The 15,843-nt window shown below is 48.3% G+C and carries 17 protein-coding genes, 1 pseudogene and 2 riboswitches; all 18 genes and pseudogenes read left to right on the forward strand.

What is annotated here, in order from left to right:
* The first annotated feature begins 78 nt into the window (after nucleotides 1–78).
* The 18 genes and pseudogenes from AB4Z33_RS17280 to AB4Z33_RS17365 all read left to right on the forward strand — a co-directional run bounded on the left by AB4Z33_RS17280 (nucleotide 79) and on the right by AB4Z33_RS17365 (nucleotide 15,811).
* On the forward strand, nucleotides 79–813 hold the full coding sequence (locus AB4Z33_RS17280) for a winged helix-turn-helix domain-containing protein (RefSeq protein WP_442051098.1): 735 nt from the start codon (nucleotides 79–81) through the stop codon (nucleotides 811–813).
* On the forward strand, nucleotides 806–1,903 hold the full coding sequence (locus AB4Z33_RS17285; RefSeq protein ID WP_442051099.1) for a DUF3307 domain-containing protein: 1,098 nt from the start codon (nucleotides 806–808) through the stop codon (nucleotides 1,901–1,903). The genes AB4Z33_RS17280 and AB4Z33_RS17285 overlap by 8 nt, the downstream gene beginning before the upstream one ends.
* 90 nt (nucleotides 1,904–1,993) lie before the next feature.
* Nucleotides 1,994–2,388: pseudogene (locus AB4Z33_RS17290) on the forward strand (DUF1259 domain-containing protein).
* A gap of 265 nt (nucleotides 2,389–2,653) precedes the next feature.
* A complete protein-coding gene (locus AB4Z33_RS17295; protein ID WP_442051100.1) occupies nucleotides 2,654–3,130 on the forward strand; it encodes a GNAT family N-acetyltransferase in 477 nt (158 codons plus the stop codon).
* Nucleotides 3,131–3,416: 286 nt separating this feature from the next.
* Nucleotides 3,417–3,526: riboswitch (TPP riboswitch) on the forward strand.
* A gap of 67 nt (nucleotides 3,527–3,593) precedes the next feature.
* Nucleotides 3,594–4,949: an acetylornithine deacetylase gene (locus tag AB4Z33_RS17300; protein ID WP_442051101.1), complete on the forward strand. Its 1,356-nt coding sequence runs from the start codon at nucleotides 3,594–3,596 to the stop codon at nucleotides 4,947–4,949.
* On the forward strand, nucleotides 4,930–5,601 hold the full coding sequence (gene tenA, locus AB4Z33_RS17305; protein WP_442051102.1) for a thiaminase II: 672 nt from the start codon (nucleotides 4,930–4,932) through the stop codon (nucleotides 5,599–5,601). Before AB4Z33_RS17300 ends, tenA begins: the two co-directional genes overlap by 20 nt.
* Entirely contained in the window at nucleotides 5,589–6,410 is an 822-nt protein-coding gene (locus tag AB4Z33_RS17310) for an ABC transporter ATP-binding protein (protein WP_442051103.1), read from the forward strand. The genes tenA and AB4Z33_RS17310 overlap by 13 nt, the downstream gene beginning before the upstream one ends.
* Nucleotides 6,407–7,162 carry an ABC transporter permease gene (locus AB4Z33_RS17315; RefSeq protein WP_442051104.1) on the forward strand — a complete coding sequence of 252 codons (756 nt, stop codon included), beginning with the start codon at nucleotides 6,407–6,409 and terminating at the stop codon, nucleotides 7,160–7,162. The genes AB4Z33_RS17310 and AB4Z33_RS17315 overlap by 4 nt, the downstream gene beginning before the upstream one ends.
* Nucleotides 7,163–7,197: 35 nt before the next feature.
* Nucleotides 7,198–8,205: an ABC transporter substrate-binding protein gene (locus AB4Z33_RS17320; RefSeq protein WP_442051105.1), complete on the forward strand. Its 1,008-nt coding sequence runs from the start codon at nucleotides 7,198–7,200 to the stop codon at nucleotides 8,203–8,205.
* Nucleotides 8,206–8,224: 19 nt separating this feature from the next.
* Nucleotides 8,225–9,238 carry a ThiF family adenylyltransferase gene (locus AB4Z33_RS17325; RefSeq protein WP_442051106.1) on the forward strand — a complete coding sequence of 338 codons (1,014 nt, stop codon included), beginning with the start codon at nucleotides 8,225–8,227 and terminating at the stop codon, nucleotides 9,236–9,238.
* Nucleotides 9,239–9,256: 18 nt separating this feature from the next.
* Nucleotides 9,257–9,874 (forward strand): thiamine phosphate synthase, encoded by a 618-nt coding sequence (thiE, locus tag AB4Z33_RS17330; RefSeq protein ID WP_442051107.1) that lies wholly within the window; start codon nucleotides 9,257–9,259, stop codon nucleotides 9,872–9,874.
* Between the two features lie 13 nt (nucleotides 9,875–9,887).
* The gene (thiS, locus tag AB4Z33_RS17335) at nucleotides 9,888–10,085 is read left to right on the forward strand and encodes a sulfur carrier protein ThiS (RefSeq protein WP_442051108.1); all 198 of its coding nucleotides are present in this window, start codon (nucleotides 9,888–9,890) and stop codon (nucleotides 10,083–10,085) included.
* A gap of 3 nt (nucleotides 10,086–10,088) precedes the next feature.
* Entirely contained in the window at nucleotides 10,089–10,868 is a 780-nt protein-coding gene (locus AB4Z33_RS17340) for a thiazole synthase (protein WP_442051109.1), read from the forward strand.
* A 25-nt stretch (nucleotides 10,869–10,893) separates the two neighbouring features.
* On the forward strand, nucleotides 10,894–12,012 hold the full coding sequence (thiO, locus tag AB4Z33_RS17345; RefSeq protein ID WP_442051126.1) for a glycine oxidase ThiO: 1,119 nt from the start codon (nucleotides 10,894–10,896) through the stop codon (nucleotides 12,010–12,012).
* A gap of 8 nt (nucleotides 12,013–12,020) precedes the next feature.
* Entirely contained in the window at nucleotides 12,021–12,875 is an 855-nt protein-coding gene (thiD, locus tag AB4Z33_RS17350; protein WP_442051110.1) for a bifunctional hydroxymethylpyrimidine kinase/phosphomethylpyrimidine kinase, read from the forward strand.
* Between the two features lie 139 nt (nucleotides 12,876–13,014).
* Nucleotides 13,015–13,180: riboswitch (cyclic di-AMP (ydaO/yuaA leader) on the forward strand.
* Nucleotides 13,181–13,301: 121 nt separating this feature from the next.
* Entirely contained in the window at nucleotides 13,302–14,186 is an 885-nt protein-coding gene (locus tag AB4Z33_RS17355) for an ABC transporter ATP-binding protein (RefSeq protein ID WP_442051111.1), read from the forward strand.
* Nucleotides 14,187–14,192: 6 nt separating this feature from the next.
* Nucleotides 14,193–14,990, forward strand: coding sequence for an ABC transporter permease subunit (locus AB4Z33_RS17360; RefSeq protein WP_442051112.1), 798 nt, complete (start codon nucleotides 14,193–14,195; stop codon nucleotides 14,988–14,990).
* Nucleotides 14,991–15,016: 26 nt separating this feature from the next.
* The gene (locus tag AB4Z33_RS17365) at nucleotides 15,017–15,811 is read left to right on the forward strand and encodes an ABC transporter permease subunit (protein ID WP_442051113.1); all 795 of its coding nucleotides are present in this window, start codon (nucleotides 15,017–15,019) and stop codon (nucleotides 15,809–15,811) included.
* The last annotated feature ends 32 nt before the right edge of the window (nucleotides 15,812–15,843 follow it).

Raw genomic sequence — 15,843 nt, forward strand, 5'->3', positions numbered from 1 at the left:
TGTTGCATCCTCAGGCTAATGTTTTTATGATATACTCATAGAGATCATTCTACCTAAAAAATGCAGGGGAGGTTTCAAATGGGTAGACAATCTTATATGACGATTGCACTTGATGTCAAAAACTCCACGAAGCGTGAATTAGTTACGAAAGAGCTTAAAGAAATAGCCAAGAAACTTAATTCGAGATTAAAAAACGAGCTAATCAATAAAGAGTGCTTAATTCCATTTACCATTCGAAGAGGAGATGAACTGATTGCGATCTTTTCATCTTTCTCGAGAGGTTACGATGCTTATTTCGAATTATATAGTCTTATGAATGCTGTCTCGGAAAACGATCTTAGATTTTCTGCCTATATTGGAATTGGACTCGGCTTTATAGATGAAACCGATGAAACCAATCTCGATTTCATTAATGGATCTTCAATAAACAGCGCATTTCGCGCAAGAGACTATTATTTAAAAAAAAGCAAATCGTATTCAAAGCAATACAATCAATACAATAAATATATTAGCACATTCGTATATTCGTTAGAGGATGGGACCCCTTATGAAGTCATCAATCATCTGTTAAGCTATATCAACGAAAATGGTGAAAAGAGGACCGACAAACAGAAGGAAGTCGTGGCGCTTATTGAGAACAATCCTGAAATTACAAATGTTGAAATTGCCGATCATATCGGTATTACGGAAAACGGCGTCTATAAAATCGTCCAGAGATCCAACTACCAGTTAGTTAAGGATGCACAGTTCAGCCTTAAGAAGCTGCTCGATTTTATCCAACAAAACTATAGAGAAGGAGAGCATCATGCTTAATTATTTTGTTATTTTCGTATTTGCTTATTTATTGGCTGAGTTCTGCTTAAGGCCGGAATACGTGATAAAGGAAAAATACAAAAAGACGATTGTATACGTTCAAAGCTTTATTTATCCGATTGTCTTGATAGCCGTTTTGATTCTATATTCTAGTTTTAAGCAAATGGGACTAGCGATCGCAATCATCGCAGTTGCTCATTACATATTCAAGCTGGCATTTCGTTTTTTAAATACAAATGAATCATTTTTCGCTAATAAAAAAACAATCCTGTTCGTGAGCGAATTATTGCTTCATGTTGGCGTTATATATGCAACTCTGTACTATGTTGTAAACGGATTCAGCGGTACTCATAAAGATAGTGTTCTGAAGCTTTATCATTTTTTATCGGGAACGGGCGATATCCTATCGAGCGAGACTAAAGTATATTGTTTCCTCATCGTCGTTGTATTCTCAACAGCGGTTACTTCTGTGCTGATTGCTCTTATTACTAAAGATGTGATTCAGCCAAGTATGGAATCTGCAGATATTGAAAAGGGACAAGCTCTTGCAGAAGCCGAAACCGTGCAACAGCAAGCTGCCGCTGGGGCTGAGGAAGGGACTGTAACCGAATATACGAGAGAGTTGCTATTTCCGCCCTTTCAGGCGTTTCCATCAGGTTCAATAACGGACAGCGAGAAGAAAGGAACGGAGTCCTATATTAAAAGCGAAGTTGATGCATTGCATAAGCTCACGCAAAAAGAGTATAGAGATTTTCATATGGAAAGAACGTTAGAGATTACAGAAAAAGAAGATGGAAAAACAGAGGTCAAAAATAAAATATCGTACAATATCAGCCGGTTTAACGATTCCTCGCCACGAGTAGCCAGCTATATCGGAATCATAGAAAGGTTTTTGATAGCCGTTTTAGTTGTAAAAGGGGCCTATACCGGAATTGCTTTCCTAGGGGCTTTAAAGGCGATGACGCGTTATAAACAATTCGACGACAAAGGTTACGCGGAGAAATTTTTGCTGGGTACGCTTATAAGCGCTCTAACGGGAGTGATATGCGGACTCTTGATTATGAGAATATTTGATTTAGTAGCCAAATAAACCGTATATCTTTTGATAATCGAGGCGATTCTCCGATTCAATCCTCTTCCTGTATTCATGCCATATATGAAAACAAGGGAGGAATGTAGGATGCCTAATAGCGTTACGCTTTGTGAGCGTTTTTCTACCATTATCGGGGGGCAATCCGGCTTTGCAGGCGGCAAATGCGTCTCGACTATCAACCGAAATGGGATAAGAGCCACTATTTAGGGAAAAAGATTTCAGGTAACGTCCTCGTTTTCGTTCGAATCCTTAAATGCGAAGACAGGAAAGGCTCTATGTTTAGGAAGAGCGGCATTTCAAGAGAAGAGGTAAATACTTTCCTGCTGGCTATTCGTAGTCAAGGTGTAAAGGTGTCGTCCGTCCATAACGAATGGTTATTAGACAGGCATAATTTGATTTATATCAATATTGAAACAGTAGTGAAGCCGCTTATATTTGCTAGAAAAGTGAGGCTAGCATTAAATATGGTAGCTGCTCGTTAATTTTTGATCGGAATTATAAACAAGCAAATGCATTCTCTTCACATACGGGCAAACTCGAATCAAGGCGGTCAAGGCGCGATCAAACTGACTAAAAAGAGTGGCAAGAGCAAGCGCAAGCTTCGTAGGCGTAAATAATAAGAATCGACACAAATATCAAACAGGAAACGGAACGATCCCTCGATCCGCTTCCTGTTTATTTTGTTAAGACAGCATGATTTGATACAATAGTGTRGAGAGAAGAGAGAGCAAAGGGAGATAAAACAAAATGCCTGCCATTATTTCGAAACCATTTGACCAAGACATGCAGACCTTATTAGGCGAATTGAAATCCGGTTATCATGCTGGGGAACTCAGCAAGAAGGATAGCTCGGAAATTCCGAAAGAAATACATTTGATTGAAGCTGGCTCTAATATGGTCGGCTACGGCGTGATTTGGGAATACGCTAATGGGAAACAGTTAATCCACAAGGCGGAAAAAGATTATTTTAGCGATGACGAGAAGTATCTGGAGAAGGATTTCTATATTGATATTAAAAACAAATCTGATTTTATATTCATTGAAGCGCTGGATGTTCTGAAGGAATATGAGGGTAGTGGATATGCGGCTTTCTTTATGAACTGGCTTAAAGCGAAATATCCTAATAAAACAATGTACGTGTACACCTTAGATAAATCGCGTAACTTTTGGTTTAAGATGGGCTTCGAGGTTCTGGGAAGTACGGCATGGATGACCTATAATTAGTATGGTTTTGGCTTCGTTTCTTCTAATGGACACTACGAACGCTCAGCGATCATTTTATGCTAGGTACCGTTTCTAATGGACATTAAGGTACGTTACACGCACGTAATGAATCAAAACAGCATTCATATGCCATCTTAGCGTCGCTTCTGTCCATTAGCCCTCCGAAAACAGTCGATTGTTCGTTTAAGGGGCTATTTTGTCCGTTACCCTACAGAGCTGCCAGCAAGGGGGGGATGAATTAACTGTTGTTGCCAAAAACTTACTTGTGAGCTATAGTAGTGTTAATTTAATAGAGTATGGGTGCTGGATGAAGTCCGGCTGAGATAGGGAACGTATTTCCCTGACCGTTAATCTGATCCAGGTAATGCTGGCGTAGAGAACTTATCGAATCGTAACCATTCGTTTATTCTCGAATGGTTTTTTTCTGTTGTTCGCGCCTTCTGCCAAGCGAAGGAGACTAAAAATGATTGATTCTATCATTACCAAGGTACAGCAGCAAGCGGAGGAGAGACAGGATGAACTGTTTGCTCTATTGGCTGATTTGATTGCTTTTCCTACCGTTAGCCCCCCCGCGCGAAATACGTTAGAGGCACAGCGGTATCTAGAGGAACAGCTTCAGAAAAGCGGCTTCGAAACGGAATTGTGGGAGGTGTACCCCGGCGATCCGAATGTTACCGCGGTTAAACCGGGCACTCAGCGGGATCACTATCAAAGCTTGCTGCTCAATGGCCACATGGACGTAGCCGAAGTAGGGGATACGCGGGAGTGGCAAGGTGATCCATTCAAACTAACGATGAAGGATGGCAGAGCTTACGGCAGAGGAACGGCGGATATGAAAGGGGGGCTCGCTGCCCTTCTGTTCGCCGTGAAGCTGCTTGAGGAAGCGGGAGTAGAGCTTAAAGGAGATTTGCTGTTTCATTCGGTCATTGGAGAAGAGGCAGGCGAGGCAGGAACTCGGGCTTGCATGGAGCGAGGATATAAGGCGGATCTAGCCGTAGTCGCGGATACGAGCGGGCTGGCCATCCAAGGACAAGGCGGAGTCATTACCGGCTGGGTTACGGTACAAAGTCCGGTCACCTACCATGACGGGATGAGATCGCGAATGATTCACGCGGGCGGCGGCGTTCAAGGCGCCAGCGCGATCGAGAAGATGGTCAAGCTAATCGCCGGACTTCAAGAGCTGGAGCGACACTTCGCGGTGACCAAATCTTATCCGGGTTTCCCGGCTGGCTCGAATACGATCAATCCGGCGGTTATCGAGGGAGGCCGTCATGCGGCATTCGTAGCAGACCGATGCTCTCTATGGATTACGGTACACTTTTATCCGAACGAGGACTATGAAACGGTAGCCGCCGAAATCGAGGAGCATCTGCTAAGAGTCGCAGAGGGGGATCCATGGTTGAGGAATCATCCTCCTACCTTCCGCTGGGGAGGCCGTTCGATGATCGAGGAACGGGGAGAGATATTCCCGTCATTAGTGCTGGATACGGAAGGCGAAGGGCTGAAAGCATTGTCCGCCATCCATCAAGAAGTGCTCGGCGTTGCGCCTGCCGTCGGTATGAGCCCGTCTGTGACGGATGCAGGCTGGCTGGGACGGGCAGGAATCGAGGCGCTTATCTACGGTCCGGGTGAGCTTGCAAAGGCTCATTCCGTAGACGAGAGTACAGACTGGCAAGAGCTGATCGATTACGTGAAAGTAATGATTGCTTTTATTGCGGACTGGTGCAATCGGATAAAGCCGGAAATGACGGAGAGCGGGCGATCAGCCTTGAATCATGATGAAAGGGGCGTGGATACGAATGAACCGATTCAGCGATAGGCTGTACCGTTCGGCCGAAGAGATATGGAGTAAGAGTCACGCTCATCCGTTCCTGACGGAACTACGAGACGGAACACTAGATCCCGAGCGCTTTATCTATTATCTCAAACAGGATTATGTGTACCTGATCGATTATGCCAAGATGTTCGCGATAGGCAGCATGAAAGCACGGGATCTCGACACGATGGTGAAGTTCGCGGAGCTGCTTCATTCTACGCTGAACGTGGAGATGGAGCTTCATCGGCAATACGCGGAGCGCTTCGGCGTAACGCGCGAGGCGCTTGCGCAGACGCGTCCTTCTCCGACCACGGTTGCGTATACGAAGTATTTGCTGGACACCGCTTCGCAAGGGCCGCTTTCAGAAGTAGTGGCAGCTCTGCTCCCATGCATGTGGAGCTACCGGGAGATCGGTGTCGCTTACTCGAAGGTTCCCGGCGCTTTGGACCACCCGCTGTATCGGGAATGGATCTTAATGTACAGCTCCGAGGAATTCGGGGCGCTTACCGATTGGTGTATCGGTCTGATGGATCGGCTCGCGGAGGGGCTTCCCGAGCAGGAACTTGCTACGCTGGAGGAACGCTTCGTCGTCGCGTCCAAGCTTGAGTATATGTTCTGGGATATGGCCTACCGGCAAGAGGAGTGGCCGGTTTGAGCATACGTAACATAGAAGAACGCCCGCCCGCTCTGTCGGTTCGCGGCCTTCGATTCTCCTTTCCCGGAGAGCCTCCCTTGTTCGACGCGCTGGATTTCGATATTAGGCCAGGCGAGTTCGTCAGTATTCTAGCGGCAAGCGGCAAAGGCAAGACTACCCTGTTCCGATTATTGAGCGGATTACTGACCCCACAGGCTGGAACGATTGCTATAGGAGCGGCGGGTTACTCCGCTGCAGTTGCGTCGAAAGGTGGGAACATCGGTTATATGCCCCAAAAGGATTGCCTCATGCCTTGGAGGACCGTGCTGGATAATGCTGCATTAGGGCTGGAACTAGGAGGGACAACGAAGCGTGAAGCTCGTCGTCAAGTCATGGAGCTGCTTCCGGGCTTAGGGCTGGAAGGGACGGAGCACAAATATCCGCATGAGCTGTCCGGCGGCATGCGCCAAAGAGTATCGTTCTTGCGTTCCCTGTTAGGGGGAGGGGAGCTGTTTCTGCTAGACGAGCCCTTCAGCGCTTTGGATGCGCTGACTAGGGTCGGCATGCAAGAATGGCTGCTGCAGGTATGGGAGCAGCACCGCAAAACGATTCTGTTCATCACCCATGACGTAGACGAAGCGCTGCTGTTATCCGATCGGGTGCTTGTGGCTGCGCAATCACCGATTGCAACGCTTAGCGAGCTTGCCGTAAGTCTGCCCCGCCCTCGCAACTATGATATTGCGCTGGATGAGGCATTCATAGACTTGAAGCGACAGCTGCTAGGGATGATTGGACGCGGTGCTCGCGCTTCTGAAGGAGGAAGGACATGAAACGCAGCCTTTCGGCTTATGGGCCTGTGCTTGTTTTCGGATTGCTGCTGGTTGCCGGGTGGGAAGCCGGAACGACCATTTTCGATATTCCGCATTATATCATTCCTAAACTGTCGGATGTATTTGTATCCATGTGGGACAACGGACGGGTGCTGGGCAAACATTTTGCCGTTACCCTGGGAGAGGCATTGCTAGGGCTCGGAATTTCCGCCGTATTCGGCGTGCTGGCTGCCGTATGGATCGAAAGCTCGGGCTTAGCCAAGAAGACGATCTATCCGCTCCTTGTCATGTCCCAAACGATTCCCATTATCGCCTTATCGCCGATTATGGTGATGTGGTTTGGTTATGAAATATGGAGCAAGGTTGCCGTCGTGATCTTGTTTACGTTCTTTCCCATTGCCGTGAATACGGCGGACGGGTTCCGTTCCGCGGATCCCGATATCGGGGAGCTGATGCAGACGATGGGGGCTGGCAAGCGGGATCGCTTTCTGAAGTGGAAAATTCCATCCGCGCTGCCGGGATTTTTTACCGGACTGAAGATGGCTGCCGCTATTAGCGTCGGAGGAGCTACGCTGGGAGAATGGCTTGGCGGGGAGAGCGGTCTCGGCATGTATACGAAGCGGGCTTCCAACATGCTGCGGGGAGATGCGGTTTTCTCAGGGGTACTGCTGCTGTCGGCCATGGGTATTTTGCTATTCCTTGCGGTGCTGGCAGTGGAAAAGGCGTTTCTTGCTCATCGCAGAAGCGCGTAACGATAAATTTAACGTTCATTTAAGGGGGTTCATTCATGTTTAAGTTTCGTTCATGGAAAAAAGGTGCATCATTATCTATCGCTCTAGCATTGGTGTTAATAGGGTCGACCGGTTGCGGCTCCACCAATACACAAGCCGGTTCTGGGGAGACAGAGCTTACAGTACTGCTGGATTGGTATCCGAATGCCGTGCATACATTCCTGTATGCGGCCGAGGAGCAGGGCTATTTTGAAGAAGCCGGATTGAAGGTCAAGCTCCAAACGCCTGCGGACACGAATGATGCGCTTAAGCTGGTCGCGACGGGTAAAGCCGACTTAGCTCTCAGCTACCAAATGCAGGTAGCGATATCTCGCGCCGAGGATATTCCGATCGTATCCGTCGGTGCGATCGTTCGCCATCCGCTTAATCAGCTCATGGCGATCGATTCGGGAGAGATTCATAGTCCGAAGGATCTCGTCGGCAAAAAAATCGGTTATCCGTCCATCCCTCTCGACGAAGCGATCGTGAATACGATGGTGAAATCGGACGGCGGGGATCCGGCGAAGCTCGATTACGTGGACGTCGGCTGGGATCTGATTCCGGCAATGACCACGAATAAGGTGGACGCAATTATCGGGGGCTACGTGAACCATGAGAAGCTGTTATTGGAGAAGGAAGGCGAGAAGCTAATTGCTTTCGATCCTTCCGAGTACGGAGTGCCGGATTATTATGAGTTGGTTCTGACAGCGAGCGAGGACGGACTGAAGAGCAATAGCGATGCGATCAAAAAATTTATGGAGGCAGCCGCCAAAGGGCAAGCATACACGGTGAGCCATCCGGATGAAGCGCTGCAAATTTTGCTCGATCAGCAAAGCGAAGAGTTTCCGCTGGATGCTGAAATCGAGAGAAAAAGCTTGGATATCTTGCTTCCTCTGATGGATGCGGGGACTGAGCCTTTCGGCAGCCAGTCTGAAGAATCATGGAGCTCCATCATCGATTGGCTGAAGGAGCAAGGGCAAATCAAGCAGGACGTTGATGCCGAGCAGGCATTCCGTCATCTATAAAACGAAGGAGTTAAGGCAGGTGGATGAACGATATTCAAGACAAATGCTGTTTGCGCCAATCGGCGAAGCCGGGCAGCGGAAGCTGGCGAGCAGCGCGGTATGTATTGTGGGAATGGGCGCATTAGGCACGGTGCTCGCCAATCATATGGTCAGAGCCGGTGTAGGCTTGGTACGTTTTGTGGATCGGGATTACGTGGAACGAAGTAATTTGCAGCGGCAAATGTTATACGATGAAGATGACGTGTTGAATGGTTATCCGAAGGCCGTTGCGGCGGAGAAGAAACTCCGCAAGATCAATTCGGATGTCCGTCTCGAGGCGATTGTGGCCGATGTCACCGCCCATAATATCGATTCTTTGCTTATGGGCATGGATCTAGTGCTGGACGGAACGGATAATTTCCAAACGAGATTTCTATTAAACGATGCATGCTTCCGTATGGGCATTCCTTTCACGTACGGCGGCGCCGTCAGCTCTCGGGGAATGAGCGCCATTCTAGTCCCGGGCCGTACCCCGTGTCTGCGCTGCTTCCTTCAATCGGCGGATGCCGGCGGACAAACCTGCGATATGATCGGCGTCATATCTCCCGTGGTCGATATCGTAGCTTCCTATCAGGCGGTTGAGGCTCTGAAGTATTTGGTCGATGCGAATGACAATAGACGCAACAGCTTAGTCACGTTCGATATATGGAATAACCACTATTATGAAATGAWGCTTGGAGAGCCTGCGATTAATTGTCCTTGCTGTCAGTTAAAGGAGTATCCTGCCCTGGACAAATTCGACCAGGACTCGGCGATTTCCTTATGCGGGCGAGGCACGGTGCAGATTGCCGGGAGCGGGCCGATGGATTTGGAGCTTTGGCGACATAGGCTGGAGCCTGTGTGCGTAAAGATTATGGTGAATCCTTATTTGCTAAAGGCAGAGCTACCGGACGGCGAACAGCTTGTGCTGTTCCCCGATGGCCGCGTATTCGTTCAGGGGACGGATGACTTGGTTCGGGCGAAAACCTTATATGCCCGTTATATCGGATCATAAATAGGAGGGATACGGAAGATGAGGGATTTCCGTTTGTATGCAATAACCGGAGAGCAATTCCATCCGAATCGGGATTTGATCGAGGTCATGGAGGAAGCGATCCAAGGCGGAGTAGATATTATACAGCTGCGGGACAAAACAAGCGGCAAACCGGTGCTGCTGCGCAAAGCTAGGGCGCTTAGGGAACTAACCCGCAAGCATGACGTAACCTTTATCGTCAACGATCACATTGATGTTGCGATGGAGGTCGATGCGGACGGTATTCATTTAGGCCAAGGTGATGTATCCTTGCTGGATGCAAGAAAAATCGTAGGCGACAAAATTATCGGTATCTCCACGCATGCGCTTCAAGAAGCATGGCTGGCACAGCAACAAGGCGCGGATTATATCGGGGTCGGTCCCGTATACCGAACGGAGACTAAAGCGGATGTCGTCGATCCGGTGGGCGTCTCGTATGTGCGTGAGGTAACGCAGAATATCCGAATTCCCTTCGTTGCGATTGGCGGGATTAAACTAAACAATGTGGATGAAGTCATTGCAGCGGGAGCGACGCGGATTTGCGCAGTTAGCGAGATTGTCGGAAGCAGCGATGTCAAAGGGACTTGTGAAGCGTTCCTGAGCAAGCTGAACAAATAGGGGGACACAGCACGTGGAACTTATTATCAATGGATTAAAGCAAGAACTGGACGTACGGACGATTCAAGAGGTCATTGAACATTATGGGCTGGCAGGAAAGCCGGTTGTCGTAGAAGCGGGCGGCGTTGTTCTGAAGACGGAACAATGGGCGGATACGGAAGTTCATCCCCGGATGCCCATTGAGCTCGTACACTTTGTAGGAGGAGGCTGACGAATGACACGCGATGTTCTGCGGATAGGCAACCATGAATTAACATCACGCTTTTTCATCGGTACGGGGCTGTTCCCTAATCCGTATGTTCAGATGGAAGCAATCAAAGCTTCGGGGGCTCAAGTATTGACCTTTGCCATTCGGCGAATAAACCTGGAGTCCACGGAGGATGATTCGATCCTTCAGCATTTGCAGAATGAGCCATACACCTACCTGCCGAACACATCCGGTGCGCGAACGGCTGATGAAGCGGTGCGCATTGCTCGGTTGGCACGCGCCTCCGGCTTGAGCGATTGGATCAAGGTAGAGATTAGCGCGAATGAGCGCACGCTGCTGCCGGACMCGATCGAAACCTTGAAAGCAACGGAAATACTCGTCAAAGAAGGATTTACCGTTCTTCCTTATACATCGGACGACCCTATTATATGCAAGCGCCTTGAAGAGGCCGGGGCTGCGGCAGTCATGCCGGGAGCAGCACCGATCGGTACGGGACTTGGAATTCTTAATCCCTATAACCTTGGTCTAATCGTCGAGGAAGCGAAAGTGCCGATCATCGTGGATGCCGGACTTGGCTCGGTGAGCGATGTGGCCCAGGCGATGGAGCTTGGGGTATCCGGCGTACTGATGAATACGCCCGTTGCCAAAGCGACGGACCCGGTCGGGATGGCGCAAGCGATGAGAATGGGCATTGAAGCGGGAAGGCTAGCTTATCTATCCGGACGTATCGATAAGAAGCGTTATGCGTCGGCAAGCAGCGGATTCGATGAGTATAAACTGAAGTAATTTCATGGGAAAGCTGGTCAGTGAAATGAAACAAAGCATTTTGGTTATGGGCGGGGGAGTCATCGGGTTATCCTGCGCGCTGGAATTGCAGAGACGGGGCCATCAGGTCATGGTGCTGGAAATCAATCGTTGCGGCGGGCAGGCTTCCGGTGCGGCCGCGGGCATGCTGGCGCCTTATTCCGAAAATGTAGAGAGCCCAGATGCCTTTTTCCGATTTTGTCTGCAAAGCCTGCAGTTATACCCTGATTGGCAACAAATGGTCAAGCAGGTTTCGGGCTGCGATTTCGAATACACCAATTCGGGCAGCCTTTATATTGCATACCATGACGCGGATTTGCTCGCTCTGGAAGGCAGGCTCCTATGGCAGCAGCAGCATGGATCCTCCGGCAGCATTCTGAAAGGAGATGCGTTGTTCGCTCTGGAGCCTAATCTATCGAGGAACGTACGGGCAGCTCTTCATACGCCGGAAGAGAGCCATCTTTACGCGCCGCACTACGTAAGCGCGCTTGAGCAGGCGTGTCGATTAACAGGGGTCATCATTCATGAGAATCTAGGCAAGCTGTCCATCGCCGAATGGCGGGATGAAATATCCGTTCAGTCTGCGGATCAACGCTCGTTCAGCGCGGACAGACTGCTTGTATGCTCCGGGGCATGGGTGCAGGAGCTTGCCGATACGTTCGGCATCCGCATTCCCGTGTACCCGATTCGAGGCCAGATCTGTGCATACGAGGCAGAAGATAAGCCTGTTCGGCATATGGTGTTCAGCAATCAGGGTTATTTGGTAGGCAAAGAGAACGGTACGTTAGTATGCGGAGCCTCGGAGGATGTTGCCGGCTTCGATACTTCGGTAACGGATAAGGGGATCGACCGTCTAAGGAAATGGAATAAACAAGCGTTTCCTTTCCTTGAGAACGAGACCCCGTTTCACCGATGGGCAGGCTTACGTCCTTCCACGCAAGACGGTTTTCCTTTGATTGGCTCTTTGAAGGAAGCCAGCCATGTCGCATTCGCGGTCGGTCATTATCGCAACGGCATTCTGCTTAGTCCGGCTACGGCCATGCTTGCAGCCGATTGCCTGGAAGGCAAGGAAACAGCCGAATATAATCAAGCTTTCTCACCGGAACGGTTTGGAAGAAGGGGTTGAGCGTATAGATGGATACCTATTCAAGGCAACAGGTTGCAAAGGCTTTAACAATCGCTGGTTCCGATAGCGGCGGAGGCGCGGGCATTCAGGCCGATCTGAAAACGTTCCAAGAGCTTGGCGTCTTCGGTATGTCCGCAATCACGGCGGTGACTGCCCAGAATACGCTTAGCGTACATGGCGTATACCCGATGAGTACGGATGCGATTACTCAGCAGATCCATGCGGTAGGCAATGATATCGGAGTAGATGCCGTTAAGACGGGCATGCTGTTCAGCAGCGAAATCATACTTGCGGTTGCCGAAGCGATCCGGACGTTCGGATGGACGAAGGTTGTCGTGGATCCCGTCATGGTAGCGAAGGGCGGTGCCGTGCTGCTGCAAGAAGAGGCAATTCGCGCCCTAACGGGCAAGCTATTGCCGCTTACGGCAGTCGTGACGCCTAACATACCGGAAGCGGAGCAGATTACGGGCAGCTCGATTCTGAGCAAGACGGATAAAGAAGAAGCGGCAAGGAAACTGGCCGGCTTCGGTGCTCGTTATGTCATTATCAAAGGCGGTCATGACGCGGGGGCGGAAGCCGTGGATTTGCTGTTTGACGGCCGCTATTTCACCGAGCTGGCAGGCAAACGCATCGCTACGGGACATACGCATGGTACGGGATGCACATTCTCAGCTGCTCTGGCAGCAGGGCTCGCTCGCGGGCTTGATGTCGAGAGCGCTATGCGAGAGGCCAAAGCTTTCATCCAAGCGGCAATCGAAAACGCGATACATATCGGCGGCGGCCGGGGACCAACGAACCACTGGGCGTACAAGCGCAGCCGAACGTCTATCTCCATGCTATATGACGAAAATACAAGCAAATAATGGCATACTTATCGATAATAAGTGCTACTGCCCAATTAAGCCGATGCCATTCAAGGATTGGATCAAAAATCAGCTAAAACCCTCTGAATTTCGGTTTTACTTTGCATAAGGTTGGGCGTATGATTTGTTCAACAACTAAATGAGTCAAACGCTAAATTCCCAAACAGGGAAACGGGGGACCCGACCGAAACCATCCGAATGGTTTCATGGGGTGAATCCTTTCGCTTGCCTTAGCAAGTATGAGGTAGGGCACTCTCAAGCCCGAATCCGACAGCTAACCTCGTAAGCGTATTGAGAGAGAACCGCGATCGTGCCTTGCATAGGCTCGTCTTTTTCGTTATGCAAGAAGTCCGAGAGTAGAGTATCTCTGCTCTCTGGGCTTCTTTTTGTTGCGTATAAGCATGGAAATTACGAGGAGGCTGCCCAATGAATGCGATCGAAATTAACAAACTGACCAAAACGTACGGCAAAGCAAGAGGAATAACTGATATTAGTTTTTCCATTGAAGAGGGAGAAATTTTTGGGTTTATCGGGCCGAACGGGGCAGGTAAATCAACGACGATCCGAACGTTATTGTCTCTCATCTATCCGACAAGCGGCAGCGCTACGATATTCGGTAAAGACTGCATCAAGTTTGCTCCGGAAATCAAAAAGGAAATCGGTTATTTGCCGTCGGAGGTTTTTTATTACGACAATATGAAGGTCGCAGACTTGTTGAATTACTCAGCCAGCTTTTTCAAAAAGGATTGCAAAAAAAGAATAAAAGAATTGGCTGAAATGATGGATCTGGATCTAACGAAAAAAATAGATGACCTGTCTTTAGGCAACAAAAAGAAAGTGGGTATCGTTCAAGGTCTGCTCCATAGTCCGAAGCTCATTATTCTTGATGAACCTACCAGCGGCCTTGATCCGCTCATGCAGCAAAAGTTTTTCGAATTGCTTGAAGAAGAGAATGAAAAAGGAGCCACGATTTTATTCTCCTCCCATATCTTAAGCGAAGTTCAGCGGTTATGTAATCGAGTAGCGATTATTAAAGAGGGAAAAATCGTTACGGTCGAAAAAATCAGTACTTTAAAAGAAAATAACTACAAAAAGTTTACGGTAGATACGTCAGAACAACTTGAACCCGATTTTTTCAATATGGCCGGCGTGAACAATATTTCGGTGAACGGGAAATCAACGAGCTTTTTATTTAAAGGCAATATAAACCATGTGATGAGAAAGATAGCTGAAATTGAAATTGAGAACTTGTGGATCGAAGAGCCGAACCTTGAGGAAATCTTTATGCATTATTATGAAAAAGGGGTCTGATCGGCGATGAATATGTTTGTGCATGAGTTGAAGGCGTACAGAAAATCGATGCTGATATGGACGCTCTCTTTAATAGGCATCATGATCTTATTCCTCTCGCTCTTTCCTGGCATGTCCAAGGACATTGACGAATTTACCAAAGTGCTGGAAGGCTATCCCGAAGGCGTCAGAAAAGCGCTCGGAATTGAGCTCGAAAGCATAGGGACCCTATTAGGCTTTTATTCTTATATTTTCATGTACATTACGCTCTGCGGCGCTATTCAAGCGATGATTCTGGGAACGTCGATTGTTTCCAAGGAGGTCCGTGAGAAAACAGCAGACTTTCTCTTAACGAAACCCGTAACGCGTACGCAAATAATGACTTCCAAGCTGATGGCTGCCGTTGTTTCATTAGCGGTTACGAATGTTCTATATCTCATTGCGGCAAACCTCATGGCAGTCCAGATGAAGACGGAAGATTATAGCGGGAAACTATTCTTTATGATTTCGTTAACCTTGTTGTTTATACAGCTCATTTTCCTTGCCATAGGCATTATCGTTTCCGTTGTGTTTCCTAAGATCAAGGCTGTGTTATCCGTTTCGCTCGGTACCGTGTTCGCCTTTTTTGTAATCGGCATGCTCGTAGCGGCAGGCGATGATGGCGCCAAACGTTATTTGTCGCCATTCAAATATTTTGACCCTAAGCTGATTATCGAAAGCTCCAAGTATGAAGCTTCCTATCTCGCGGCAGCCATCGGCATCATTATCGTTTCCATCGCTGTCAGCTACGCCGTCTATAGGAAAAAAGATGTTCATGCTGTATAAGAGAAAACGACAGGGTGGGGTGCAAAATGAATGTTTTTTACAGGGAAATGAAAACGTACCGAAAATCGATTATTTTTTGGAGCATTGGAATCATTCTGTTGCTTGCAAGCGGTATGAACAAATATGAAGCAACGGCAGCAAGCGGACAACTTAACAGCATGATGAAGGATATGCCCAAAGCTCTCAAAGCGTTTATGGGCTCGGGGGATCTGGATCTATCCAAGGCTAGCGGTTATTTTGGAATCTTGGCCATATACTTTTTGTTGATGGCAACGATCCATGCGGTCATGCTCGGAGCCAATATTATCGCAAAGGAAGAACGGGATAAAACGGCAGAGTTCTTATTCACGAAACCGGCATCGCGCAATCAAATCGTTACGGCGAAAATACTGGGGGCGTTAGCCAATATCCTTATATTAAATATCGTTGCCTGGGTTTCGAGCGTTGTTATTGTAGGCAAGTACAGTAATGGCGAAGCTGTAAATGATGATATTGCCATCGTCATGTCCGGAATGTTCATCTTGCAGCTTCTCTTCCTGGTTATAGGTACGTCGATCGCTGCCGCATACAAAAACCCGAAAAAGGCAGTCTCGCTTGCAACAGGCATCCTGCTTATCACGTTCATTCTATCGATTGCCATCGACTTGAACGAGAAACTCGAAACCTTAAAAGTGCTCACGCCGTTTAAATATTTTGAAGCAAAAGATATTATGTATGGCGGTGGGTTGGATGTTGCATTTGTCCTCATATCTATCGTATTTATTGCAGTTTTGACGATAATGACGTATATATTATTTAGGAAACGCGATTTGCATGTTTAAGAGACTTATAAAAGGTAAAACCTCTATAAAAA

The organism is Paenibacillus sp. 2TAB19, from assembly GCF_052115185.1.
In the GTDB taxonomy this organism is placed as follows: domain Bacteria; phylum Bacillota; class Bacilli; order Paenibacillales; family Paenibacillaceae; genus Pristimantibacillus.

Bases quoted from the DNA above. Each gene is read 5' to 3' on its own strand.
- AB4Z33_RS17280 (WP_442051098.1), top strand. From the start codon at position 79: ATGGGTAGACAATCTTATATGACGATTGCACTTGATGTCAAAAACTCC.
- AB4Z33_RS17285 (WP_442051099.1), top strand. From the start codon at position 806: ATGCTTAATTATTTTGTTATTTTCGTATTTGCTTATTTATTGGCTGAG.
- AB4Z33_RS17295 (WP_442051100.1), top strand. From the start codon at position 2,654: ATGCCTGCCATTATTTCGAAACCATTTGACCAAGACATGCAGACCTTA.
- AB4Z33_RS17300 (WP_442051101.1), top strand. From the start codon at position 3,594: ATGATTGATTCTATCATTACCAAGGTACAGCAGCAAGCGGAGGAGAGA.
- tenA (WP_442051102.1), top strand. From the start codon at position 4,930: ATGAACCGATTCAGCGATAGGCTGTACCGTTCGGCCGAAGAGATATGG.
- AB4Z33_RS17315 (WP_442051104.1), top strand. From the start codon at position 6,407: ATGAAACGCAGCCTTTCGGCTTATGGGCCTGTGCTTGTTTTCGGATTG.
- AB4Z33_RS17320 (WP_442051105.1), top strand. From the start codon at position 7,198: ATGTTTAAGTTTCGTTCATGGAAAAAAGGTGCATCATTATCTATCGCT.
- thiE (WP_442051107.1), top strand. From the start codon at position 9,257: ATGAGGGATTTCCGTTTGTATGCAATAACCGGAGAGCAATTCCATCCG.
- thiO (WP_442051126.1), top strand. From the start codon at position 10,894: ATGAAACAAAGCATTTTGGTTATGGGCGGGGGAGTCATCGGGTTATCC.
- thiD (WP_442051110.1), top strand. From the start codon at position 12,021: ATGGATACCTATTCAAGGCAACAGGTTGCAAAGGCTTTAACAATCGCT.
- AB4Z33_RS17355 (WP_442051111.1), top strand. From the start codon at position 13,302: ATGAATGCGATCGAAATTAACAAACTGACCAAAACGTACGGCAAAGCA.
- AB4Z33_RS17360 (WP_442051112.1), top strand. From the start codon at position 14,193: ATGAATATGTTTGTGCATGAGTTGAAGGCGTACAGAAAATCGATGCTG.
- AB4Z33_RS17365 (WP_442051113.1), top strand. From the start codon at position 15,017: ATGAATGTTTTTTACAGGGAAATGAAAACGTACCGAAAATCGATTATT.